This is a genomic window from Fluviicola taffensis DSM 16823 (genome assembly GCF_000194605.1).
Taxonomy (GTDB): domain Bacteria; phylum Bacteroidota; class Bacteroidia; order Flavobacteriales_D; family Crocinitomicaceae; genus Fluviicola; species Fluviicola taffensis.
The window spans coordinates 888008-913239 of record NC_015321.1; the positions used below are offsets into that span (position 1 = coordinate 888008).

The 25232-nt window shown below is 37.0% G+C and carries 17 protein-coding genes; 4 read left to right on the plus strand and 13 right to left on the minus strand.

Annotated elements, in window-relative coordinates; genetic code table 11:
- Positions 1–73: 73 nt before the first annotated feature.
- The 3 genes from FLUTA_RS03955 to FLUTA_RS03965 form a co-directional block, all read right to left on the minus strand.
- On the minus strand, positions 74–4483 hold the full coding sequence (locus tag FLUTA_RS03955) for a T9SS type A sorting domain-containing protein (protein ID WP_013685562.1): 4410 nt from the start codon (positions 4481–4483) through the stop codon (positions 74–76).
- 185 nt (positions 4484–4668) lie between these two features.
- Entirely contained in the window at positions 4669–5730 is a 1062-nt protein-coding gene (locus tag FLUTA_RS03960) for a 3-oxoacyl-ACP synthase III family protein (RefSeq protein WP_013685563.1), read from the minus strand.
- Between the two features lie 371 nt (positions 5731–6101).
- On the minus strand, positions 6102–7028 hold the full coding sequence (locus FLUTA_RS03965; RefSeq protein WP_013685564.1) for a T9SS type A sorting domain-containing protein: 927 nt from the start codon (positions 7026–7028) through the stop codon (positions 6102–6104).
- A 156-nt stretch (positions 7029–7184) separates the two neighbouring features.
- On the opposite strand from FLUTA_RS03965, the gene FLUTA_RS03970 reads away from it, so the two are divergent.
- Positions 7185–9821, plus strand: a complete 2637-nt coding sequence (locus FLUTA_RS03970; protein ID WP_013685565.1) for a beta-glucosidase — start codon at positions 7185–7187, stop codon at positions 9819–9821.
- Here the strand turns inward: FLUTA_RS03970 and FLUTA_RS03975 are convergent.
- The 4 genes from FLUTA_RS03975 to FLUTA_RS03990 all read right to left on the minus strand — a co-directional run bounded on the left by FLUTA_RS03975 (position 9811) and on the right by FLUTA_RS03990 (position 14452).
- A complete protein-coding gene (locus FLUTA_RS03975; RefSeq protein ID WP_013685566.1) occupies positions 9811–11250 on the minus strand; it encodes an alpha-L-fucosidase in 1440 nt (479 codons plus the stop codon). The genes FLUTA_RS03970 and FLUTA_RS03975 overlap by 11 nt on opposite strands.
- Positions 11251–11319: 69 nt before the next feature.
- Positions 11320–12426, minus strand: a complete 1107-nt coding sequence (locus FLUTA_RS03980; protein ID WP_013685567.1) for an alkene reductase — start codon at positions 12424–12426, stop codon at positions 11320–11322.
- Positions 12427–12444: 18 nt separating this feature from the next.
- A complete protein-coding gene (locus FLUTA_RS03985; protein WP_013685568.1) occupies positions 12445–13458 on the minus strand; it encodes a zinc-binding alcohol dehydrogenase family protein in 1014 nt (337 codons plus the stop codon).
- Positions 13459–13489: 31 nt separating this feature from the next.
- The gene (locus tag FLUTA_RS03990; RefSeq protein WP_013685569.1) at positions 13490–14452 is read right to left on the minus strand and encodes a polysaccharide deacetylase family protein; all 963 of its coding nucleotides are present in this window, start codon (positions 14450–14452) and stop codon (positions 13490–13492) included.
- An 87-nt stretch (positions 14453–14539) separates the two neighbouring features.
- On the opposite strand from FLUTA_RS03990, the gene FLUTA_RS20510 reads away from it, so the two are divergent.
- Entirely contained in the window at positions 14540–15385 is an 846-nt protein-coding gene (locus FLUTA_RS20510) for an AraC family transcriptional regulator (RefSeq protein ID WP_013685570.1), read from the plus strand.
- Positions 15386–15479: 94 nt separating this feature from the next.
- On the opposite strand, the gene FLUTA_RS04000 is transcribed toward FLUTA_RS20510, so the two are convergent.
- Complete coding sequence (locus FLUTA_RS04000) at positions 15480–15914, minus strand: DUF6526 family protein (protein WP_013685571.1); 435 nt, start codon at positions 15912–15914, stop codon at positions 15480–15482.
- Positions 15915–16079: 165 nt separating this feature from the next.
- Between FLUTA_RS04000 and FLUTA_RS04005 the strand changes: the two genes are divergently transcribed.
- A complete protein-coding gene (locus tag FLUTA_RS04005) occupies positions 16080–17492 on the plus strand; it encodes a PP2C family protein-serine/threonine phosphatase (RefSeq protein ID WP_013685572.1) in 1413 nt (470 codons plus the stop codon).
- A 148-nt stretch (positions 17493–17640) separates the two neighbouring features.
- On the plus strand, positions 17641–19956 hold the full coding sequence (locus FLUTA_RS04010) for an ATP-dependent helicase (RefSeq protein WP_013685573.1): 2316 nt from the start codon (positions 17641–17643) through the stop codon (positions 19954–19956).
- Between the two features lie 54 nt (positions 19957–20010).
- Here FLUTA_RS04010 and FLUTA_RS20515 read toward each other — a convergent pair whose 3' ends face one another.
- From FLUTA_RS20515 to FLUTA_RS04035, 5 genes are all read right to left on the minus strand, one after another.
- Positions 20011–20733, minus strand: a complete 723-nt coding sequence (locus tag FLUTA_RS20515; RefSeq protein ID WP_169312057.1) for a GLPGLI family protein — start codon at positions 20731–20733, stop codon at positions 20011–20013.
- The gene (locus tag FLUTA_RS04020) at positions 20720–23473 is read right to left on the minus strand and encodes an outer membrane beta-barrel protein (RefSeq protein WP_148235386.1); all 2754 of its coding nucleotides are present in this window, start codon (positions 23471–23473) and stop codon (positions 20720–20722) included. Before FLUTA_RS04020 ends, FLUTA_RS20515 begins: the two co-directional genes overlap by 14 nt.
- Positions 23474–24107: 634 nt before the next feature.
- Positions 24108–24419 (minus strand): single-stranded DNA-binding protein, encoded by a 312-nt coding sequence (locus FLUTA_RS04025; protein WP_013685576.1) that lies wholly within the window; start codon positions 24417–24419, stop codon positions 24108–24110.
- Between the two features lie 2 nt (positions 24420–24421).
- Positions 24422–24772: a single-stranded DNA-binding protein gene (locus tag FLUTA_RS04030; RefSeq protein ID WP_013685577.1), complete on the minus strand. Its 351-nt coding sequence runs from the start codon at positions 24770–24772 to the stop codon at positions 24422–24424.
- Between the two features lie 11 nt (positions 24773–24783).
- Positions 24784–25134, minus strand: coding sequence for a single-stranded DNA-binding protein (locus FLUTA_RS04035; protein WP_013685578.1), 351 nt, complete (start codon positions 25132–25134; stop codon positions 24784–24786).
- Positions 25135–25232: the final 98 nt, after the last annotated feature.

Genomic DNA, 25232 nt, shown 5'->3' on the forward strand with positions numbered 1-25232 from the left:
TGCATTTATATTCATTCCTGCTCCAACAGAAGCAAAAAGCACAATATCTCCTTCCGATATGGTGTATCCATCATTATTGCTTCACCCATGGAACAATTACATTACCATTCCTGACGAAGTAAGTTCCAGATGCCAAATCACTTACATCAAACAAATGAGTCGTATCAGCTTTCGACTCCATTAATATCCTCCCAGCTGCATCCGTGATAATAATTTCACCTGCAATATCAAGGTTTACATTCAATATATCAGAAGTTGGATTTGGGAAAACTTGCATCCCAACTTCCATTGTTAGTTCAGATAAACCTACTGTCGAAATTGTGATACATGCTGAGGTATCACTACATCCGTTGCGGGTTACAATTACCGCATATACTCCATTAACTGCTGCAGTATAGGTTTGGTTCGTCGCTCCAGGGATTAATGTCCCAAGAGAACAATTCATCCATTTGTATGTAGTGTTTGCTCCTAAAACAGCTGATATTGTAAGACCTGAAACAGAAGTAGCTACATTAATTTGTGGTATTGTCAATTGCAATGTAACAGTCGAATCACAGCCGGCAGTATTCTGAAGCACAACAGTAGCTGTGTTATTAGAACTGGAATAAGTGTTTCCATCAATCCAAACAATAGGTTCACATGAAGCAATTACATCATTACTTTGATTATTAAGAATCGTAAGATTTAGATGTACAATTGAATCACAACCATTTGATGCAGCACCTTGCAAGGTATGAATTGCAGTAGAATTATTTGAACTATAAGTAACACCGTTAATCCAGGTTAAAGAAGAACATGCATTACGCACATCTGTTGAGTGTTGAGGCTGATTAACCGTTAAATTCAGTGTAACAATACTATCACATCCAGCTGCATTTGTAAGCATATGAGTCGCTGTAGTATTCGAACTGGCATAAGTTACACCATTAATCCATGTATATGAGCCACATGCAGTTTTAGTATCCATAGCATATGTCGCATGTCCAACTGTTAAATTCAAATGAACAAGACTATCACATCCTGAAACAGCTCCTCCTGGAATCAAGTATGTATCAGTATTGTTACTTGCATTATAAGTCGTTCCATTAATCCACATATAAGTATCACAAGCCTCAACAGACGCTGTTCCATGAACTTGAGGAAGTACTGTCAGGTTTACAATAATAGTAGAATCACATCCGTTAACCGCTCCATTACTGATAAGCTGAACGTCTCCCGATACAGAACTAGTATAAATAACACCATTCACTGTAATGCTTTCTCCATAACAAACTGTTGTATTAATTGTATTGACGGCTGGTTGAGAGTTTATCAATGTAAGTCTAATAATTTCACACGGATCAGAATCATCGAGGTAAAGTCCTGGTGTAGTCAACACCTGGCCATCAAAAGAATAACTGTCTCCGGGGCAAACCTGAGCCGATAAAAACGAATAATTCTGAGGCACACTTAACACCAGTCTTACAACACTATCGCATCCGGAAAAATTTGCCAATGTATCGTAATAAACTCCTGGAGAAGAGATGATGTTTCCATGGAAATTATAACTACTTCCAGGGCAAATCGATTCGAAAACGCTGTTAATCCCGGGCGTATTGCACAACTGTGCTGCGCAATCAGAGGTATGAGTCCCAAGGTTAGTGGTCGAATTTGGGGGGTAACCCGTAAAATGATCTGCTGTAATATATGGCCCGGAGGTATTAATGTATCCTGTTGTTTCTGTAGACTTTCGAACCAAATTTTGAAGAAATGTTGAATTGGGAGCAACTCCCCACCCTTCAATCGGGGTGCTGTTTAACTGACCAATGATATCGATCAAGACATTCTCTTTAAACAAGCCCATAGCGGTATTTCCATCCAAATTAAGGACATTTGTAGTCATATCAGCCTGGGCAAGAATTGCAGCCGAAGAGTTGATCGTTGAAACAACAAATACACTATTCGACGGCAATACACCAGTAAGATTTATGGTTCCGTAAGTTGTACCACCTGTATTGAAATGCCGAATACTGTAACCTGTCAAATTAATCGGATGACTTGTAGGGTTATATATTTCCAACGCCTTGTCATTCGCATATCCGTGAATGTATTGAGAAAAATAAAGTTCCGAACACGGAAGTGACGGTACAGCGCACGAACCTGTGGTATTTACACGGAGATTCAGTGTAACAATACTGTCACAGAAAGTTCCGAATGCAGGAATAGTATCCACGTACGTTCCTGAATAAAGCAGAGTCTTTCCATTAAAGATGTACGATTCCGAACTACAAATCGTATCATTAATTTCCACCCGCTTAGTCAAACATTCATTGAGTTTATTCTCACTCCAGAAAACACGATCTTCAGAGTTAGCCGAATGCATCATATCTTTGTCTCCATCCTGATCAACATCTATTATTTTAGTTACCCCATTGGCATGAAATACACTCGCAACAAACTCCCTGGAAGCAAACGTTCCCGATCCCAGATTGGTTAATAAGTACACCTCATGCTCAGCGTTAACAGTTAAATCAACATTTCCGTCACCATTAAAATCTCCGGAAGAGATCGAATTGACAAATCCTGTAAAGCTCTCAATAACAATGGTCGGTCCGAAATTACCTCCACCCAACGACTTCTTATAAACAACCTGATTAGGCGTCAATGTAAAATACAACAAGTCTTTCAAATTGTCTCCGTCAATATCCGCCATCAAAACATTCCGGGCCTCCACATTGGATGCAATAGATACAGGCACAGAAAATGTACCCGTCCCATTATTGGTATACTTGCTGATTGAACTATTACCGGCTGTTACCAAATCCAGGTCACCGTCATGATCAATATCCAGAATTGACAACTGGGTCAATAACCCTAAAGTTGGACTTTGAGCAATAATCGTAGGAACACTTTGAAAGTTTCCGTTGCCATCATTTCGAGTCCAATGAAGATCATTCATATCAATTCCCACCAGATCCTGATCACCATCTCCATCAAGATCACCAAATTCATTGGTGCCAAAATTATCGCCGCTTATTGTAGATGAGTTAAGCAAGAAATTGCCTGATCCATTATTTTTGATCCAATGCGTGTAATCAGAAGTAATATCCCGTATTGTGATATCCTTTTTTCCATCACCATTTACATCAACCACATCCATCTCAGTCATATCTGCTACCGCACTTCCCTTGATCAGAATCACCTTCTGTCGCGAAAAATGACCTCCGCCAAGATTCTCATTCCAGGATATTCGTTGACAATCTAAACGGTTACACGCAGCCTCGCTATTAAAAGTCACTACATCAACATCCCCGTCATTGTCCATATCTTCAAATAATACCTTTGAAAGTGATCGAACCTCTGTGGTAATTTCTGTAAGACTCCACATATTGTTAAAAACCACAGGATTTTTAAACCAAACAATACGATCATTAACAGGAAGACCCGCCATAATATCCGGTTTCCCATCCTGATCATAATCTGCAATCTGTATGGAGCGGATATCATCAGAAAGGTTGGAAAGTGTGGGGCTTCCTGTCGTTCCAATATATCCGCCAACTGGATTCGAAAAATAAGCAAGTGCAATCGTAGTGCTAAAACTTCTTCCTATAACAAGATCCTGATCCCCATCTAGATCAATATCTCCAGATGCCATGGCAGTAATCCCAGTATTTGCTTGCAAATTAATTGGGTTAACCGCAAATCCGCTCCCGTCATACTTGTATATTCGCGTTCCTATAGATCTAACAACAACTGCATCCAGATCGTTGTCGCTATCAATATCCATTAGCAATGTTTCATCTACAATTGGAGAAGAGGAGCCTATAATAACATCAAAATCATAAGTGCCCGGTCCAGTCCTTAAAAATGCAGTAAGATGGTAACTAATTCCGGACACCAACAAATCCAGCTTGCCATCGTTATTAATATCTCCCAAACGAACCTTATTTGGTCCTGTAAAACCGGAAATCTCATTTTTTATCGAAAATGCATTATTCCCAAGATTTTTATACCACACAATCAGATTACTCAACTGCGAAGTGGCTATCAAATCTGGTAATCCATCTTCATTTACATCATCGATATTTACGGTGGTTGCTCCAGAAAGAACATGATCAATAATCAACGGAATACTACTAAATGTTCCATTACCTAAGTTTTCATACCATCCAACGGTATTGCTGTTTGCAGCCGCATAAAATACATCAAAATCTCCATCTCCATCTGGATCACCAGTTGCAATATCTCTTAAATTATCTTCGGTAGTTGTGATAATCTTCATAAAAGAGAATAATCCCCCACCCAAATTTTGAAACCAAGAGATTGTATTCACGTCTGAAATGCTAACGATATCAATCTTACCGTCATTATTCAAATCGGCATTTAGAATCTCTCGAACAGTATATGACTGTCCGTAATCAATATGGTGCTGCGAAAAGTTCAACTGGGAATTCGCAAATGACGCTATAAGTAGTAGTAAAAGCGTTAAAAATTTAGGTTTCATAAACTTATGATTATCTTAAAGAGCTCCAAAAATACAATTGTAACAAGTTATTTCCAAAATATCGTACAACAATTTAAAGTTCGACATTTGAAATAACAGCCAACCGAAACATTCCGAACTAAAAAAGAACCCGTCTTTCTAGAGAAGGCCAAGATCTGATCTTGTAAAACGAAAGTGAGCTCTATTTAAACCCTATAACAAACCGCATTGATATTCATTCCTGCTCCAACAGAAGCAAAAAGCACAATATCTCCTTCCGATATGGTGTATCCATTCATTTCTTCGCGTTTCACCATACTTAACAAAGTAGGAATCGTTGCAACAGAACTATTCCCCAACTTGTGAATATTCATGGGCATTAAATGTTCTGGCATTTCTGAAACTTCATAAAGTTTGAATAATTCACGAACTATTGCTTCGTCTAGCTTTTCATTGGCTTGATGAATGAAAATCTTCTTCACATCTGTAATCGAAACGTTTGCCTTGTCCAAACAATCTTTCATGGCTAAAGGCACATTCTTGATTGCGTATTCGTACACTTTTCGACCTTTCATCTTCACATACCGAATACGCGGATCTGATTCAGGAAAGTTTGATTTCCCTAAATTCAGGTAAGTGACCTCATCTTCGCAATGACTTTGAGCACTAAAGGATAGAATCCCAGAATTGGAGTCTTGAATCTCCACAATGGTCGCCCCTGCCCCATCGGAAAAAATCATGCTATCTCTGTCATGCTGATCCAATACGCGGCTCAATGCTTCCGCACCAATCACTAAACATTTCTTTGCCATTCCTGCTTGCATAAATGCATGAGCTTGAATTAATCCTTGGAGCCAACCTGGACAACCAAAAATGATATCGTAGGCAACACAATTAGGGTTTTTGATGCCTAAACTATGTTTTACTCTGGAAGCAATGGATGGAATCATATCTGTTTGAATCGTATGCTTGATCACATCACCAAAATTGTGAGCCACGATAATTTGATCAATGGTTTCTCTATCACAAGCAGCATCTTGTATCGCATCTTCAGCAGCAATGGTTGCCATATCGGAGCAATTCAAATCGGAAGTGGTATATCTTCTTTCTTCAATCCCAGTAATGGATTCAAATTTACGTGCAATAACTTCCGGATTCAAAGGAATAGGTTCTTGATTTTCGTCATAGAATTTATGAAGGGCGAAGTCAGCATTTGTTTTGACAATCGTCGGGATATATCTTCCGACACCTGTAATTACACTTTTCATGTTTTTGAATTAAAACCGTTTACGAACTAATTACAGAAGCTCTTGGGGTGCCGATTGCTATCGGATTGTTTTCCCTTGAGAAGTGGGGCGCTCAAATCAAAGGTAAGAAGTATTCTGAATGAAATTTCATTTTTATATTTTCTTAGCAGTCATTCTTGGAGTGCCAAATGAAAGTTAGGTTATAGTAAAAGTCAATATATAAAGCTATAATCATTCGTTAAATCTAAAATTTCAGTCTATCATGAAATTAGCCAAACACCTAAACTTCGTATACTTGCTTTCTTAATTCGCATTTGGTTAAAGTAACCATAGAGTTTTTTTTATATCAAACTCCTGAATCAAAAAACGAAAATAGAGGTCGCTAATCGAATTTACAGTTTAGTAAATCGTTGAACAAACGACGCCCCATTCTCACTCTGAAGATAAAGCAAGTAAAATCCAGGTTGCAAAAACTCAATATCTATTTGGTTATCAACCACTGGAATTTCATGAGCTAAAATTGCTCCATTCAACTCACAAATACGAGCATTCGATTGAATCTTTAAACCTTCCAGATTCAACACATTGGAGACTGGATTTGGATAAATCATAATAGTCGGAACAGAAAGTTCAGAGGTACCTAAAAAGAAATCTGGAAATTGTCCACATTCCACGCCATCATGAACCACATAAAATAACTCATACAAAATAGCGAATTCTGTAGGATCTCCAGGACGTTGTTTCCCTCCATAAGGGCCGCCTGCATGAGAATAAGCATAGTAATCAGATATCAGCGGCTCAAGGCTACAAGAATCCCCATTATCGATGTGCATTCCAAAATGATTGGCCTGACCAGAATTATTGAAACACCAAGGTGAAGGAATTAACACATCAAGTGAATTATAACATTCATTGGTGTCGCTATCCCAAAAATGGGTTGCTGTATTTCCAAAAACATGATCCCAAATTTCTGGGGAATATGTTGTATTTAACTGCTTATGCATAAATGTGAAAGTATCTATTGAATAACTGGGAGGAGTAGCTCCACCCGATCCATTTGGCAGCGCTGGAATATACGTTTGTCTTTGAGCTGAATAGGTAACTGAATCACCAGTAACAGAAAGTTCTTTCGTAAGGATATGAAACATTTGATAACCTGATATAATTGGCGATTGTATACCGCTAGAAGGGGCATTCGATTTTATAACTATCCCATAGTAATTCCCTATAGAAAAATCATATACTTCACTACGCATCAATTGCGAAAAGCTAAATTGAGAGACAAAGACAAGGATGGAACTTAATAAAAAGTTTTTCATGGTATTTAGATTGATTAATCAAATATATGATTTTCTATTAAAAGATAAAAACATTTTTTTTAACCTTTCCGTTGTAATCAGCTCCATTTCAATCCCTTCCCTTTATATTAACTACTTGAACAATCGCTTTCCATACAAAAAATGTAATTTTGTTACATGAAGTATTTCCTCTGTTTTCTTTTACTAATTCCGATTACAAATACATTTGGGCAACTTTACAAGGATTCAACTCAATCCGTTGATGTACGTGTAAAAGACTTGTTGAGCAGAATGACACCCGAAGAAAAATTCTGGCAAGTATTCATGATTCCGTCAGATGGCGACACTACGAACGAAAAACTGAAACACGGAATTTTTGGTTTGCAAATAAGCGCAGGTTCAGGAGGTGATGCAGGAGGACAATTACTCAATTACAACACCACTGAAAATGCAACTATTCTAGCCAAGAAAGTAAATCGCCTACAAGCATATTTTGTTACACAAACACGATTAGGAATTCCGATTATTCCATTTGATGAAGCTTTGCATGGACTTGTTCGACATGGAGCTACTGCATTCCCGCAAGCAATCGGATTGGCAGCAACTTGGGACACAACGCTCATTCATCAAGTAGCAACACAGATTGCACTAGAATGCAAAATGCGTGGAATCCGACAGATTCTTTCTCCAGTTGTAAATCTCGCAACCGATGTTCGTTGGGGAAGAACAGAAGAAACTTATGGGGAAGATCCTTTTTTGACCAGTGAAATTGGATTGGCTTTTATTCGATCATTTGAACAACAAGGAATTATTACCACCCCAAAACATTTCATCGCGAATGTGGGTGATGGTGGACGAGACAGTTATCCGATTCATCTGAGTGAGTGGTATTTGGAACAAAGTCATCTGATTCCATTCAAACGAATTATTCGTGAAGGTGGTGCTCGTTCAATAATGACAGCCTACAACTCTCTAAACGGAACAGCTTGCTCATCAAATGATTGGCTCTTGAACCAAAAACTAAAGAAACAATGGGGTTTTAAAGGTTTTGTGATTTCGGATGCAAATGCTGTGGGTGGTGAAGTTGTTTTGCACAATACAGCTTCTTCTTATGCTGAAAGTGGCGCGCATGCCATCAATGGTGGATTGGATGTCATTTTCCAAACGGATTACAATCATGCGGCACTCTTTTATCCTGCATTTCAATCGGGATTGGTGGATAGCAATCGATTAAACGATGCTGTTTCAAGAGTATTACGCGCCAAATTTGAATTGGGGTTGTTTGAAAAACCATACATCACGATCCCAAAATCATCGAATTCAATTTCATCTCAAGGAAAGAAGCTTTCTCAACAAGCTGCCGAAAAATCGTTTGTACTCTTAAAAAACAAAAATCAGGTATTGCCCTTGAATCCGTCTGTTCACAAAATTGCTCTTTTCGGAATGGATGCAAGTCAACCAAGATTGGGTGGATACAGCGGCCCTGGAAATAACCCTTTAAGTATTTTGGACGGATTGAAAGCAATTGCAGGAGATTCCATTCAAATCACTTATCAAGAAACCGTTAGTTATTCCGACACACTTTTCACGCCTATTTACGACAAGTATTTGGAAAATGAAACTGGAAACGGATTGATTGGTTTGTATTTCGACAATGTGAATTTCACTGGAAATCCTGTGCTTTCCCGAACTGATTCACAAATCGATTTTAACTGGACACTTTATGGGCCTTCCAACGAATTGGAGAATCATTTCTACTCGGTAAAATGGACTGGAAATCTAATTGCCCCAGAATCTGGAAAGATAGATATCGGATTGGAAGGAAATGATGGTTACCGACTTTATTTGAATGACAAAATTGTAATCGATCGTTGGGAAAAGACTAGTTACCACCAAGATTTAATTCCGATTGATTTTGTGAAAGGGAAAAAGTATCCGATTCGTATTGAATTCAAAGAGCCAAAAGGCAATGGAAAGATTCGTCTGATTTGGAATTATTCGATCAACAGCTCCTTCGATTCAGAGCTGAAAAAAGCGATTAAAGCTACTAAAAAAGCAGATGTAGCAGTTATAGTAGTGGGGATTCATGAAGGCGAATTTCAAGACAGAGCTTCATTGCGTTTGCCAGGAAATCAAGAACGATTAATCCAAGAATTACACAAAACAGGAAAACCCATGATTGTTTTATTGGTTGGTGGAAGTGCTATCACGATGGATGAGTGGATTTCAGATGCAGATGCGATTGTGAGTTTGTGGTATCCTGGAGAAGCTGGCGGTTTAGCAGTTGCAAATTTGTTAACTGGAAAAATAAATCCTGCAGGAAGATTACCAATTACGTTTCCCATTTCTGAGGCACAGCTTCCATTGACTTACAATCATTTACCAACAGGTCGAAGCGATGATTATTACAATTTGAGTGGCGAACCGCTTTTTCCATTCGGCTATGGTTTGAGTTATACCCAATTTTCCTATTCTGATTTGAAACTGGCTGAAAATAACATTACCAAAGATGAATCCGTTGATCTTTCTTTCAAATTGACAAATACTGGAAAACGAGCTGGAGAAGAAGTAGTCCAATTGTACATTAAAAGCAAAGGAAGTGCGCAAGCTCAACCAATTATTGCACTCAAAGGTTTTCAGCGCATTTCTCTAAACTCAAAAGAAAGTAAAATTATTCACTTCACCCTGAATCCACAACTATTCACACATATTTCACCCGATTTAAAAGAAATCATTGAATCTGGAAATTATGAATTACTCATTGGCTCTTCTTCAAGAGATTTACAACTAAAAGCTGTTTTGACTATTCAGTAGCCAACTCGAATTTGAAGACCCAAACTGGATTATTCTTGTTTGCTTGAAGCCATTTTTGTGATAAGGTTAATTCGACTTCCTGATCTAGAATTTTGTACGGAATGACTTCTCCTGTTGGGATAAAAATCAACTTGGCTCCTTTTTTAGGAAGATTAATCGTCCAAGTGACTTTGCGCAAAGCCAAATCTGAAGGAATGAACAAATAAGCCGTTTTCTCATCTTTTGATTGCGCAAAAAAGACCTTGTCTTCTTGGTAATGAAACATACTTCGGGTTCCATAAATCGCTTCTCCATTCACATCCAGCCACTTTCCAATTTCTACTAATCGCTCTTCCACATCGACAGGAAAAGTCCCATCTGGTTTTGGACCAACACCTAAAAGCAGGTTTCCACCTTTTGCAACCACTTCTACCAAAGTCTGGATTACACGGTCTGCGGATTTTAAGTTGTTATTCGGAACATATCCCCAATCATTTCCCAATGGCATACATGTTTCCCACGGATTATCGATTCGTTTCTCAGGAATTGTATGCTCAGGAGTTTGATAATTTTCATACGGTCCTTGAACAGTTCTGTCAACCACAATCATTCCTGGTTGATTTGTTCGGGCCATCTTCGCTATTTTCGCAATATCTAATTCCTGATCCCATTGCGGAATAGGCATACCCCACATCAAAACTTCATCGTCAATGGTGTTCTTTGGTCTCACCCAGCCACCATCTAACCACAAAATATCTACTCCTCCATAACCAGTAGCGATTTCCTGAATTTGCTTGAAGGTGTAATCCTCAAACTGCTGCCAACGCCATGGATATTTTCTTGTATCGTAATTATTATTTCGATCTGGAGTTGCATACAACGGCCACCAGTAATTTTCATTGTGCCAATCAGGCTTCGAAAAATAAGCTCCAATCATAAATCCCTGATCACGATAAGCCGAAAAAACGTGTTTCAACACATCTGATTTCGGATTAGATGCAAAAGGTCCATGAGCAATACTAAAATCCGTTTGTTTGGTATCAAACATGCAAAAACCATCGTGGTGTTTTGTAGTGAAAACCAAGTATTTCATTCCTGCTTTTTTCGATATTTCAGCCCATTTCTCTGGATTAAACTTGGTTGGATTTAATGAGTCTTTTAGTCCAAAATACCATTTTTTGTACTCGTCGTAAGAAGAATTTGTATCTCTGGTAATCCAGTCTTCCGAACAGATAGACCACGATTCAATCATTCCTGGAACGGCATATAAGCCCCAATGAATAATGATTCCAAATTTCTGATCTTGCCATTTTTCAAGCTTTTGGAGAACCAAGCTGTCAGTCGGTTTTTGGTAATCGTTTGAAATAGGATGAATTCCATTGATTTGGGAATATGAGCCTCCGAAAAAAAAGAGGAAAACTCCTGAAATAAAAACTTTATATACTTGCATTTTTTCACTTTGAAATCCATCAAAAATAAAAAATGGCAGCCTTTAGAACTACCATTTCAATTATTTATCTCAGATCATTGCAGGATAATCTGTATATCCTCTGGCATCTCCGCCACCAAATAAGGTATGATTGTCTGAAATCTCATTGAGCTTGGAATTGGTTTTTACGCGCTCTGGATAATCAGGGTTGGTTAGGAATTTTCGTCCAAAACCAATTAAATCGACTAACTTTTCTGCTATTAATTGTTCTCCTTCTTCAGGAGTTTTATTTCCAGTTGCAATGATGGTGTTTTTAAATTTGGAACGCAATTCCTTTCTAAAATCTCCAGGAACACTTGGTGCATCATCCCAATCTGCTTCACACAAATGCAAATAAGCAATATCCAATTTATTCAATTCCTCCGCTGCGAGCATTATTGTTTCCAAAATCTCAGGATCTTCCATGTCTTTGAATTGAATGAAAGGCGATAAACGAACTCCCGTTTTTTCTTTCCCTACAGCTTCTACAACAGCCTTCGTGATTTCAACCAATATTCGAATTCTATTTTCTTTGGAACCACCATATTCGTCATTTCGAAGATTGGACTTGCTTCGCAAAAACTGGTCAATCAAATAGCCATTTGCACCGTGAATTTCTACACCATCAAAACCAGCTTCCATTGCATTTTTAGCTCCTTGAGCAAACTCTGAAATCACATTTTTAATATCTTCAGTTGTCATTTCACGCGGTTCTTCAACAGGAACAAAAGTTGCATCACCGTTGGGGGCTCCATCAAAAATATACACCGAAGTGTTTTTTGCAATTACTGCAGATGGAGCTATTGGTTGTAATCCATTTACTTTAGAACTACTCACTCTTCCAACATGCCACAATTGTAGAAAAATTTTACTTTGCTTTTCATGAACTGCTGCTGTTGTCAATTTCCAACCTTCAACTTGTTCTATCGAATAAATACCTGGTGTTTTTGCATAACCCATTCCTTGAAGAGAAACTTGGGTTGCTTCTGTAATTATTAGTCCAGCACTAGCCCGTTGTTGGTAATATTCTGCCATCAAAGCATTGGGAACATCTCCTGGCTGAGAAGCTCTAGACCTCGTCATTGGAGCCATTACAAACCGATTGCTTAAGGAATTATCTCCGAAAGAATATGGTTCAAATAAAAGTTCGATTTTCATGTTATGAATGTGATTTAGTTAAAAAGTAATGGCAATTTTTCCAATTGTTTTACCGCTTTCTAGCTTGGTGTGTGCCTGTTTAAAGGAATCTACAGTTAATCCTTGAATCGTCTCATTTAAGGTGTGTTTTATCACTCCCTGATCGATTAATTCGGATACACTGTTGAGAATATGATGTTGATTCACGATATCTTCTGTTTGAAAAGAAGAGCGTGTAAACATAAATTCCCAGGAAAAAGAAGCACTTTTGGTTTTCAATTTATTCAAAACTACAGGCGCTGAACTTCCAGTTATTGATGCAATATGACCTTGAGGCTTTATTAATTCAGCCATCAAATCCCAATAACTATTTGTGTCTACAAAATCCACAATGAAATCGACATACTGAAAACCAGTATTTCTAACTTCGTTGACCAAGTCTTTGTGATTCACTACAAAATCGGCTCCTTGCTCTTTGCACCAAGCAATCGATTCGGGTCTTGAAGCTGTAGCAAGAACGGTTAATCCAGCTACTTTTTTAGCTAATTGAATGGCGATTGATCCTACACCACCAGCTCCACCAATGATTAATATACTTTTTCCTTTATCTTTCTCAGAACTAATTCGAATGCGATCAAAGAGAATTTCCCAAGCTGTTAATGTTGTTAAGGGCATAGCCGCAGCTTCAGCATCGCTCAGTGAAGTTGGTTTCATTCCAACAATTCGTTCATCAATTACTTGATATTCGGCATTGCTTCCTTGTTTGGTGATATCTCCAGCATAATAAACCAAATCTCCTACTCTAAAAAGAGAGGTTTTATCGCCTACTTCTTCTACAATTCCAGCAGCGTCCCAGCCCAAAATTTTAGGTGTATCAGAAACTTTTCCCTTCAAACTAGATTCTCTAATTTTAAAATCTACCGGATTTACCGATACGGCATTTATTTTTACCAACAATTCGCGTCCCGTAGGAGTTGGTTTTTCTAATTCAACTTGTAGAAAACTGTCTTGTTCGCTAATAGGTAATGAACTCGTAATTCCAATTGCTTTCATACGATTGAGTTTATTTGTTTTATCTAAATTATTAATTATTGTATTTAGCTTCTGAATTATCAACGGGCGTATTTGGATCATTTTGAACCAATTTAGCAATTTCATCTTTTCTCATGAAAACAACACCTTGTTTCTTTTTTGCATATTGAATGAATTCCTCTACCACATGAACCATAGCAGGAGTTCCACCAATTCGGTCGTGTAAACTCACACTCATCATTCTTCTTTTAGAAGCACCTTCAGCATACAATTGATCAAATTCTGCTTTTAATTGCGCTAAAAATTGATCCGGACTCCATTGTTTTCCTTCCACATTTACGATATCATTATTTCTGAGGGTATATGGAATAATCACAAAATTCTTCCCTCTCACTTTCGTCACAAAAGGCTCATCGCGACTCAAATCATCTATGTGATATAAAAATCCCAAATCCTGCAATACTTTCAACGTATTTGGACTTCTTCTCAACCAATTGCAATTGTAACCAATACCTTTTTGACCAGTAATCGCTTGTACAGTATCAACTCCTTTTTTGACGAAAGCCAACTCATCCGCATAAGACATATCCCATTGATTTCCCCAAGCAAAGCCGTGAGCAGCAATTTCATGTCCGCCATTTGCAATTGCTTTAGCTACTTCAGGATAACGCAAAGCAGCGGCACCAACAACATGAGAAGTGACATGAATCCCATGTTTTTTCCACAAATCAAGCATGCGGTATACACCTTCATTTGCGCCATATCTGTACCAACTTTCAGCGGGTAAATCTGGAGCTCCAGCAGGTAATGGACTTTCTGAAAAAGGACTTTCTGCTCCAGCTGGCTGACCTCCTGTTTCAAATTGCATCGAAAAAGAAATCACCAAACGCGCATCATTTGGCCAATAACTTTTTTGATTTTTTGATTTTTTTTCTGTGTCATTCGAGTTAGAACTGCAAGAAGAAATGGCGATTGCCAGAATTGCCATTAATAGTGTTGAATTTCGTAATATCATGATATCATGTTTTATAAATCAAAATTAGTTGAAATAGAATCAAATAAATTGTAAAAAAACATCCTATTTTTGTAAAAAAACAAGTCGATGAAACGTTTGTTTAGTACCCAATCATTAAATATCTTTCAAGTAGAACTGGAAAAATGGCCACATGCGGTTCACACGCACAATTTCTATGAATTGATATTGATCCAAGAGGGCAGTGGTTTTCACATGGTAAATGATGTTACATTTCCTTACAAAAAGGATGATATTTTTCTCCTCACACCTCATGACTATCATCAATTTGAAATCCAAGAAAAAACGCTTTTCACTTATCTGAAATTTACAGAAGCATTACTAGATGAGAAGAATGACTTGCTTACTCCAAATCAACAATCAAAAAAAACAAAAGAACTATTGCTTTTAGCTCGGAATCAAACGCAGTGTATTGTTAAATCTTCTAGCGACAAGCAGTTTATTCATCTTTTATGCCGTCAACTTTTAGTAGAATTCAAAGCTCCTACTCGTTTTTCAAAACAAATATCGAGTGAACTTTTTGGAGCAATCTTACTAGTGGTTCTTAGAAACGTAGTTCCATTGTCAACGGAAAATTTTCCAGCTTATGAAGAAACTGCTATTGATCGCTTGCTTTATTACATCAGAAGTGAGATTGGCAACTCTGAAAAAATTTCTCAAAAAGCATTGGCCGAATTCTTGAAGATGTCGCCAAATTACATTGGAATTTTTGTAAAAAAACACACTGGAAATTCGCTCCAATCAATGATTACAGAAACACGATTGAAAACTGCGGAAAAACTCTTAACACAAAGTAGTATATCGATCAAAGAAATTGCTGTGAGGGTAGGATTTAATGATTCAAGTCACATGAATAAATTGTTTCAAAAATACCGAGGTAAAAATCCGAAAAGCTACCGAGAAAAAGAACTGTAAAATTTCAATAATAGACAGTTATTTCATCAGGAATAAACAATCAAAATTACAAATCTAAGCAACTCGTATTCTTTAGATTATGAAAAACAATAAATTACACCCGATGTGTATCAGCCTTCCAGTTATTGATAAGTCCCTTAATTTGGTTTTGATTCAAATTTTCAGTAATCGTTTTTTCAGTCAATTCGATTAATTCTTCATCTGAGGCAAAACGCAATGCAATGATTTGACCCAATCGCAATTTTGGATTTATGGGTTTTCCTGTAAGAATGAAATGGCGTAAACTTTCCTCCGCCCGAATGGCTCTATCTTGTGCTTTCAAAGCAAATGTTCGAGATAGTAACATTAAAATAAGAAAAACAAATGAATGAATTACCAACAAAAGTGGAAGAAGTAGCTCCTCTGAATTAGAAATTGCTTTTATAAAAGAATACAACGAAATAACTATCGCTGATAAAACCATTAATAATAGAACTCCATGATACATTGGTGACAATCTTCTGTGATTGGATTTGTTTTGAACAGCCATTTCCTTTAATTTAATTGTAATTAATAATCCCTAAAGTTAGCTTTCAAAAGGAATGAATTCATTTAATCTTGAATTATTTATTCCTTTTCAAAATCCAAAACATCTTGAATTACGTAATAGAAAACAACAAATGATTAAATTCATCATTTTGTTCGAGAAATTAGTATGCAAACAAATAACATTTCTGATTCAATCGTTCGGAAGGCATTTTATGAATCTACTGAGAAAACTCACGTTATTGCTTGTTGGGTTGGATTATTGTTAAACTTAGTTTGGGCTATTAGCGACTATTTTGTTCAGCCTAATTATTTTGTTTCATTCTTTGGATTCAGGCTTGGAGTTTCTGTTGCAAGTATTGCAATCTTACTTTTTAGAAATCAATTAAAAGTAAGTATTTATCTGTGCATGTTCATTTTGGTTTCGGGAATTTCCATTCAAAATGCATACATGTGGAGCGTGATGGATTTGGCTCATTTCGAAGAGCATACATTTGCCTACATGGTGCTGTTTATTGGAACAGGAATGTTGGTTCTTTGGAAAGGATGGTTATCTTGGATATTGGTGACAATAACAGTTGTTAGTAATGTTGTTTTTTACAGTCTCAATAGTTCTTTAACTGTTCGCGAATTTGTTATAAACGGAGGATTAATGACACTTACGGTGTTACTGTTTAGTTTGTTTTTGATCCGTTCAAGATATAAATTAACCTATAATGAAATTAAAAGTCGGTTGGATTTAGAATTCTCCAAACAACAATTAGAATTGCAAAATGTAGAGATTGAACAACAAAACAAATCACTCGAGTATAAAAACAAAGAAATTACAGATAGTATTAGTTATGCCAGAAACATACAAATGGCATCCATTCCAAGGGAAGACCGATTTCATGCTGCTTTTGATCAAAGTTTTGTTTACTACATGCCTAAAGATATTGTAAGTGGTGATTTTTATTGGATTTATGAGACTGAAAATGTTGTTTATTATGCTACTGGTGATTGCACCGGACATGGAGTTCCAGGTGGATTTATGACCATGCTTGGATTGTCATTTTTAGAGGAAATCATTGCCGGAAAGAAAATTGAAGATCCTGCAGAAGTCCTCAACTTGTTAAGAGCAAAAATAATTAATGCTTTGAATCAAAATGGTGGAGCTGGTGAATCCAAAGATGGTATGGATATTACCATTTGTCGTATTGATAAAATAAACAATATTCTAACATATGCATCAGCAAACAACAGTGTCTACATTGTTAGAAAAAACTCAGAAAATCCAGTGATCGAAAAATTTCCAGCGGATAGACAACCCTGCGGGTTTTACCATAACAATGCACCATTTAACACACAAACCATACAACTTCAAAAAGGCGATTCAGTATATACGCTTACGGATGGCTTTGCAGATCAATTTGGCGGACCAAAAGGCAAGAAATTCAGAGTAAAACAATTGGAGCAAATCATACTTGAAAATTGTCATAAATCATTTATCGAGCAGCGGGAAATTCTTGCTAGTGAATTGAAAAAATGGCAAGGAAATTTAGAACAAGTTGATGATGTGTTGATTATTGGTGTTTCAGTATAATAAATTGTTTGCTCTAAATAACAGTGAATCCAAACGAGGTCAAACTAATTCTCAGCATATCCCTCATTTTTGATCAAATTTAAACTTTTACAGAAATTACCCCTCCGATATCCTAGTTTAAAAGCTGCAATGTTCTAACTTTGTAGATATGAATTATTTGGATGGATTAAACGAAAGTCAACGCGTTGCAGTAGAGAACTTTGAAGGCCCAACGATGGTTATTGCTGGAGCAGGATCGGGGAAAACACGAGTACTTACCATGCGAATTGCTTTTATGATTGATCGTGGAGTAGATCCGTTTAATATTTTGGCATTGACTTTCACCAATAAGGCAGCAAAGGAAATGACTGAACGAATTGGTTCTATTATTGGTTCCAGCGAGGCAAAAAACATTACGATGGGTACTTTTCACTCGGTGTTTTCTCGAATTTTGAGGATCAATGCAGATCGATTGGGCTACCCACAAAACTTCACCATTTACGATACACAAGATACCAAGAGTTTACTGAAGGATATTATCAAAGAACTTAATCTAGATGATAAAATCTACAAACCAAGTATGGTTTACGGGCGTATTTCTGCGGCGAAAAACAATTTACTTTCGGCAGACGATTATGCTCATAATCCGGAAATCATGGAGGAAGACAAGATTAGTCAACGACCAGAATTGGCTCGGATTTACAAAGCTTATGCAGTAAGATGTTTCAAAGCGGGAGCAATGGATTTTGATGATTTATTGTATCAAACTAACATCCTTTTGCGCGATTTTCCGGATGTTCTTTCCTATTACCAACATAAGTTTAAATACATTTTGGTTGATGAGTACCAGGATACCAACTTTGCGCAATATTTAATAGTAAAGAAACTAGCCGCTGTTTTTGAAAATATTTGTGTGGTTGGGGATGATGCTCAAAGTATCTATTCATTCCGCGGAGCGAATATTCAAAACATCTTGAATTTCAGAAATGACTATCCAGATTACAAACTCTATAAACTGGAACAAAACTACCGCAGTACCCAAAATATTGTAGAAGCGGCGAATAGCATCATTTCAAAAAACAAGGAACAAATCCAGAAAAACGTTTGGACGAATAACGACAAAGGAAACTTGATTCGCGTTATTCGTGCAATGACAGATAACGAGGAAGGAAGAATCATTGCCAATAAGATTTTTGATGTCAAACATCAAGAAACAGGAGACTGGACAGATTTCGCGATTTTATACCGAACCAATCGACAGTCACGGGCATTTGAGGAAGCCTTGCGAAAAATGAATATTCCTTACAAAATCTATGGTGGCCTTTCATTTTACCAACGCAAAGAAATCAAAGATCTTTTGTCGTATTTCCGTTTAACAGCAAATCAAAAAGACGAAGAAGCCTTAAAACGCGTGATCAACTACCCAAAACGAGGAATTGGAAAGACGTCTTGGGAAAACATCATCATTGCCGCAAACCATCACGATGTAGCAATTTGGGATATCATTTCTGAATTTGGAAAATATCCTGTTTCTATTCCAAGTGCTACCAAGCAAAAAATTTCGGAGTTCGTAATCATGATTCAAAGCTTTACTGCTCAATTGCAATCACAAAACGGATATCAATTAGCGCAAACCATTGCAAAAAGTTCGGGGATATTAAAAGAATTGTATTCCGAAAAAGACAAAGGTCCAGAAGAAGTTGAACGCTATCAAAATATTGAAGAGTTATTAGCAGCCATCAAAGAATTTACGGTTCAACGAGGAGAAGAAGACCCTGGAACATTGGCCGATTTCATGATGGATGTTGCATTATTGACAGATGCAGACAACGAAACAGAAGAAGATAAAAACAAGATTAGTTTGATGACTATTCACTCCAGTAAAGGATTGGAATTCAAACACGTCTATTTGGTTGGATTGGAAGAAAATTTATTCCCATCTCAACTTTCCATCAATTCGAGAACAGAATTGGAAGAAGAAAGACGCTTGTTTTATGTTGCTGTAACTAGAGCTGAAAAGAACTGTACGATTTCTTATGCTGCATCTCGTTTTCAATGGGGAAATTTAATCACCTCCGAACCAAGTAGATTTATTTCAGAAATCAATCAAGACTATTTGAGTTTTGAAACCGCTTATGGAACGTCCCAAGGCGGTGGTGGGAAATCACTCAATTCGGGAAGAGGGGGATTTGACAAACCGTTTACAGGTGGATTAAACAGGATGCCTGGTTCTATGAGTGGACAAAGCGGCGCTTCGAAAAGTTTAAAAAGTATGTCGGAATTGACTTCAAAACCAGGTGGTGGAGATGAAAACATCGACATAAAAGTGGGATACAATGTAGAGCACGAGCGATTCGGAAAAGGAAAAGTAACAAAATTAGAAGGAGCAGGAGTTGATCGAAAAGCTACAATTTTCTTCCCTCATGCAGGAGCAAAAACACTCTTATTGAAATTTGCCAAGCTTACGATATTAGACATTGATTAAAAACAAAAGCGCGAGTCATTTGACCCGCGCTTTGAATATCTACCTGAAATTATTCTACCAGAAAAACAAACCTGTAATTATCTTATCACCCATTGGCTGTCCTTTTAACTTTTCAGTCAAATCAGCAATCAATTCTGCTTGAGTAGTTAGTTTTCCTTTCTTCTTAGGTTGCGCAATTTGTTCAGGAGTTGGAGCAATAATATCCACTTTTTTAGCAAAATAAACGATACTTCCATCTTCCGTTGCTAAACCCAAAACAGCACCGGGCAATCCTTGAATGTTTTCAGGTCCAACCGTTGCAATTATATCCGTTGTATACCAAGCATAAATACGAGTTGAATCGTCTTTTTGCCAAATCACACGTGTACACTCATAACCAGCAATTTTTCGGGTCTTGTCTGTAATCTTCCAAGTATGTTTAATCAGTGAATCTCCAACAGTCATTGAATTTCCCATCATATCCATATACACAAATCGTTTATGTTCGTTGAATTTGTTGTAAACCGTATTCTTAAGCGTCATCCAACTTTGCGGATCTGGTTGATCTGGAGTAATGAACGAAAACAAAGAGACCGTATCATTAAAATACAGGCTAAATTCCTCTGTTTTAATTTTGTTCTTTTCACCAATCATTTGTCTAAATCGGTCATCATCAAACATCTTCCAAACGTTCGTGCGTCTTTCGTATGTAATTTTACCTTCTCGAACCAATTGCGCTTGTACTTCCCCACCTAAGAAAACCATTCCTAGCAGGATCAAAACTCTAATACCAGCCATTCCCATCTTCTTCTTTTGTTTTAAAATTATTAAATCTATAAGTCAATTTTGCCATGAAGTATCGACGAATAATGTTCGTTCTTTGATCCACAATCACGTTATTATTAACTGTTCGAAAATTGCTAATGTTTTGATTCAAGATATCATACGCTTCAATTCCGAACAATAAGTTTCCAGTTTTCGTGAACGCTCTTTGCAATGATGCATTCCAAATCACATAATTGACATTATATCCGCTCGTTCTTCCAGTATTGATATTGTATGTTGCATCTGTTTTAATGAACAGTCTAAACGGCAAAGTCCAATCAATTTCAGCAGTAATATTATAAGTTGTATAAGGCTGATTGGATTGTGTTGTCAACGAGTTGAAAGGAACATTGTAATCAAATCCACCACCCACTTCGAAACGCAATGAATCACCATTGTAATTCAAAGACAAATCAGTTCCAATACCTGTATTTCTAGTATCATTATTGATAAAATTGATTTGATTTTGAGTAGATGTGAAATTACCATTTGCATTGATTTGCAAACTCAAATCCTTAATAGGTTTAATCGGAATTCCTGCTCCAGCCCAATAGTACAAGAAGTCAGAGTTCTTTACATTGATTGCTTGTGAAATGGAACCTCCAAACTGATTAAAGACTGTATTGGAGCTGAAATTATCCTTAATGTGAGAATAACTAAATCCAGAATACATATAGAATCCAGATAATCCTTTCCAAGTATTGAAACTACCCGTTACCGTATGTGAATAATTCGGTCTCAATCCAGAGTTACCAATTTGAACAAAGTTCGGATTCGCATTATTTAGAACTGGTTGCAACTGATCAATCGAAGGCAAACTAGAGTTCGTATTGTATTGAATCATCACTCGAGTTGTTTGACTAAACTTATATCGGAATACAATTCGTGGCAATACATTATTCAAATTTTGATTGATTATTGAATCTGTAAAGATGTTTCTATTATCGATATCAATCGTTCGGAAACGTGAGCCAACAGAAACGCGCAATTTGGGGTTTTCATAAATTAAAAAGGCTCCTGCTCTGTGTTGTTGTCTGTCTGTTTTAAATTGATTCGAGTACAATGTATCAACATCTACATACTCTCCACTAATTGGATTCAAGGTTGTTTTTCGCTGACTGTTATTGTTTCCATAAAATTCATAATCAAATTCCAATTTGAATCTTTTGCCAAGTGGTTCGAAATAATCCGCATAAGCCGTGTGAGCCATTGAATTACTTCTATTCTGCTTCAACTGATCGAATGAATAATTCACGGTATCTGTATTCGCATTGATATCTTGAGACAACAAAGTTCCATCTGATCGATTATTGATTCCAACAAAATTATAGCGAGCAATCAGTTTTCTGTTTTTATTCTTGAAATCCTTATACAATCTGAAAGTCGTATTCAAATTAGAACCAATAGCCTCCGTTCCGTTATCAATAGTCGTATATCTTGTCAAGGTATCTCTTTGAGACAAGAATTCTGTTCTAGAAAGTGAATTTTGATTTGTTTTATTCCATTGAAATTTCGGTTCTATTTCAAAACGAGTCAAGGAATCAATACGCTGAGAATACTTAATGCCAACTTGATGCTGCAAATACGATTCTTTGGTATAACTATTCAAGTCTGTTGTATACGAAGTATCTGTCAACAAATATTGGGATCGACTATTTGTTTGTGTTTTCACTCCAAATTGAGAGAAGGCATAATTCAAACGAACACGTGCTCCTTTATTGAATTTTTGATCCAAATAAAAACCACCTTTAAATGTATTTGGTATACCTTCATTTTCACCTTGTCCACCACCACTAAAAGACTCTAAATCATCGTTTTCAGCCATCCAGTCTCTACCTTCCGATAACCCAAATTTATACATATCACTTCCATTCAAATTCGTTTTTGGAGTATTTGAACCCAGTGCATAAACCGCCATTTTACGGTTCTTATTGTATGAATTTAGGAGAAATTCTCCTTCATAAAACCCGCGATTGACAGGTGTAAACTTATCAAGTCCACCAGCTAGATTGACTTTTCCGAAATATCCCTTCTTGGCTTCATCCTTGAGTCTCAAATCGAGTACCTGAACCTTTTCATCACTACCATCTTCAGCATCTTTCTCATAAACCTCAACAGTTTGAACTCCTTTTGCTGCTAAATTTTTCGTTGCAATTGTAGGGTCATTTCCAAAAAATTCATCCCCATCAACAAGTACTTGTCCAATTTCTTTCCCTTGATTTTTGATTTTTCCATTTTCATCAATGGTCATTCCTGGCAATTTCCGAATCAAATCTTCTACGACGGCATTTTCCTTTACCTTAAATGAATCCGCAACATAAACCAAGGTGTCTCCTCGGTAATAGATTGGATTCCGGTTTGCATAAATAAGAACTTCATCCAAGGCCGTACTTTTATCTGGCATCGCTAAAGTATCCATAATGAATTCATTGGTTTCTTTGGAGCCGAAAAAGAACGCTCTAAAAATTCCATATTCTGGATGAATAATGGTGAATTCAACGGTGTCGATTGGAAGTGTAAACTCCATGTGACCATATTTGTCCGAGCGTTTAAAATCCAATAAAACAGAATCGCGGACACGTTTCACAATACCTACTGCGTTTCTAACTACAGTTTGCGTATTTGTATCAACGACATTTGCTTTAATCGTCATATTTTGAGAATATCCCAAATACGAGATAAAGAAGAAGATGAGAAGTACTATTTTTTTCAATGCGTCATGAGTTTGATTGTACAAAATTAGACGGAATTTCTAGGTTTTTGAAAAAATTGTGTAAAACGCCTAAAGAATTAGATGAATGGCTAAAAGTATCTGTTAACGGGGGTAAAATATAAACATTTACATAATCGCTGTTTATTCTCCGGAATCAAGATACATCAAAACGAAGATTAGATTGAAAATAATAAGTACCCGATAAAATATTCACCTATACGACAATCTTATTCTTACTTTTTGCCAAGGCAGAAAAAGTAAGCAAAACTGCCTTGATCCCAATTACATCCTTCAAGCAGCCTTCCTTTTCTCACTGATCTAAGGAAAGACGAGGTCAGGACCTCAAATGGAAAACACTTTCCAAGATCAGTTACAGAAACTGAAGGCTTTTTCTTACAGAATACAAATTGTTGAGTGAATAAAAATCATTACTTCGATGTTTGAATTTCTCTGTCGGGTAATTGGGATTTTGTCCGCTTAAAAAATTTGAGAATCAAAAAAGACCTTTTTCACGAAAAAATAAGCCTCCTCTTTTTTTACTAATCTTAAATAATCTATAATTAGAAAAAACGGGAATCCACTGTAGGACTCCCGCTTGACTGCATATCGTTAAGAAAAAAAGAATATGGGCTATTCAAAACTTAACAACTTGTCGAACTTCAACTTCGGTAACGCGTTTTGCAAAACCTTCTTTATCGATGTACGTTCGATTGACTAATCTTCCAGAAACGGCCAATTTTGAACCTTTCTGACAGTAACTCGTCAGGAAGCTTGCGGTATTTCCCCAAGCAAACATGCGGTAAAACAATCCTTTCTCGGAGTCAGCGTTTTTCTTCTCACCTTCAACTGCAAATTGGAAACGTGCAACCATGGATCCATTCTCGAAAGTGGTGATGGTGGCGTCTGATCCCAGACGCCCCACCAAGGTAACTTGATTTCGCAACATGTCTATAAAATGATTAAGTCGTTGACTTCGATCTCGGAAAACATTTTCCGTTCTCCCGACTCCGTTTTATAAAACCGGCTCACCAGCCTACCTTCCACCGCCACATTAATTCCTTTGGCACACAATTCTTCCAGAATATTTACCCATCTGCCAAAAGCAGTGAGGCGGTGCCAGTCTTGTTTGATCTGAAGATTTCCTTCTTTATCCAAATAATGTTCTTTCGTAGCGAGGGAAAAATTCACAACTCTTCGTCCTCCAGGCAATAAGCTCACTTTCGGTTCAGAACTTATTTTGCCAATGATATTTACATGATTCATGTGCAGAATCTGATCTTGTTTCATAGTGGTATTCATATGTCTTCAGATTAATTGGTTTCTTGTTTTTTCGTGTTTAGAACTACAAATTCATTGAGTTCAATTTCAGTCGAAAAGCGTTTTTCGCCTTCTTTTGTTTCGTAAGAACGAGTAACAATCCGTCCTTCAATAACTACTTCAGAACCTTTGTCGAGTACTTTTTCAATGCGGTCACACAATTTCCCCCAAGCAATTACGGTATGCCATTGAGTGTTATCCTCCCACTCCCCTTTTTTGTTTTTGAAGCGCTCATTAGTCGCTACAGATAAACGCATTTTCTTTGCACCTGAGTCGAAAGTTTGTGCTACAGGTTTCGCTCCTAATCGTCCGATTAAATTCACTTTGTTTTTTAGCGTGTTCATACTTGTTTGTTTTAACGTTTGTAAAAAAATTTGATCCGATTGACTATCAACCGTTTTGATGATGCAAAGTTGTGGCAGTGCAAAAATTAGTTTCGGTT

Excerpts from the sequence above, each read along its gene's own strand:
- FLUTA_RS03990 (WP_013685569.1), bottom strand. The coding sequence starts at position 14,452 with ATGATATTACGAAATTCAACACTATTAATGGCAATTCTGGCAATCGCC.
- FLUTA_RS03965 (WP_013685564.1), bottom strand. The coding sequence starts at position 7,028 with ATGAAAAACTTTTTATTAAGTTCCATCCTTGTCTTTGTCTCTCAATTT.
- FLUTA_RS03980 (WP_013685567.1), bottom strand. The coding sequence starts at position 12,426 with ATGAAAATCGAACTTTTATTTGAACCATATTCTTTCGGAGATAATTCC.
- FLUTA_RS04030 (WP_013685577.1), bottom strand. The coding sequence starts at position 24,772 with ATGAATACCACTATGAAACAAGATCAGATTCTGCACATGAATCATGTA.
- FLUTA_RS04005 (WP_013685572.1), top strand. The coding sequence starts at position 16,080 with ATGCAAACAAATAACATTTCTGATTCAATCGTTCGGAAGGCATTTTAT.
- FLUTA_RS03960 (WP_013685563.1), bottom strand. The coding sequence starts at position 5,730 with ATGAAAAGTGTAATTACAGGTGTCGGAAGATATATCCCGACGATTGTC.
- FLUTA_RS03975 (WP_013685566.1), bottom strand. The coding sequence starts at position 11,250 with ATGCAAGTATATAAAGTTTTTATTTCAGGAGTTTTCCTCTTTTTTTTC.
- FLUTA_RS04035 (WP_013685578.1), bottom strand. The coding sequence starts at position 25,134 with ATGAACACGCTAAAAAACAAAGTGAATTTAATCGGACGATTAGGAGCG.
- FLUTA_RS04000 (WP_013685571.1), bottom strand. The coding sequence starts at position 15,914 with ATGGCTGTTCAAAACAAATCCAATCACAGAAGATTGTCACCAATGTAT.
- FLUTA_RS20515 (WP_169312057.1), bottom strand. The coding sequence starts at position 20,733 with ATGGCTGGTATTAGAGTTTTGATCCTGCTAGGAATGGTTTTCTTAGGT.
- FLUTA_RS03985 (WP_013685568.1), bottom strand. The coding sequence starts at position 13,458 with ATGAAAGCAATTGGAATTACGAGTTCATTACCTATTAGCGAACAAGAC.
- FLUTA_RS03955 (WP_013685562.1), bottom strand. The coding sequence starts at position 4,483 with ATGAAACCTAAATTTTTAACGCTTTTACTACTACTTATAGCGTCATTT.
- FLUTA_RS04010 (WP_013685573.1), top strand. The coding sequence starts at position 17,641 with ATGAATTATTTGGATGGATTAAACGAAAGTCAACGCGTTGCAGTAGAG.
- FLUTA_RS03970 (WP_013685565.1), top strand. The coding sequence starts at position 7,185 with ATGAAGTATTTCCTCTGTTTTCTTTTACTAATTCCGATTACAAATACA.
- FLUTA_RS04025 (WP_013685576.1), bottom strand. The coding sequence starts at position 24,419 with ATGTTGCGAAATCAAGTTACCTTGGTGGGGCGTCTGGGATCAGACGCC.
- FLUTA_RS20510 (WP_013685570.1), top strand. The coding sequence starts at position 14,540 with ATGAAACGTTTGTTTAGTACCCAATCATTAAATATCTTTCAAGTAGAA.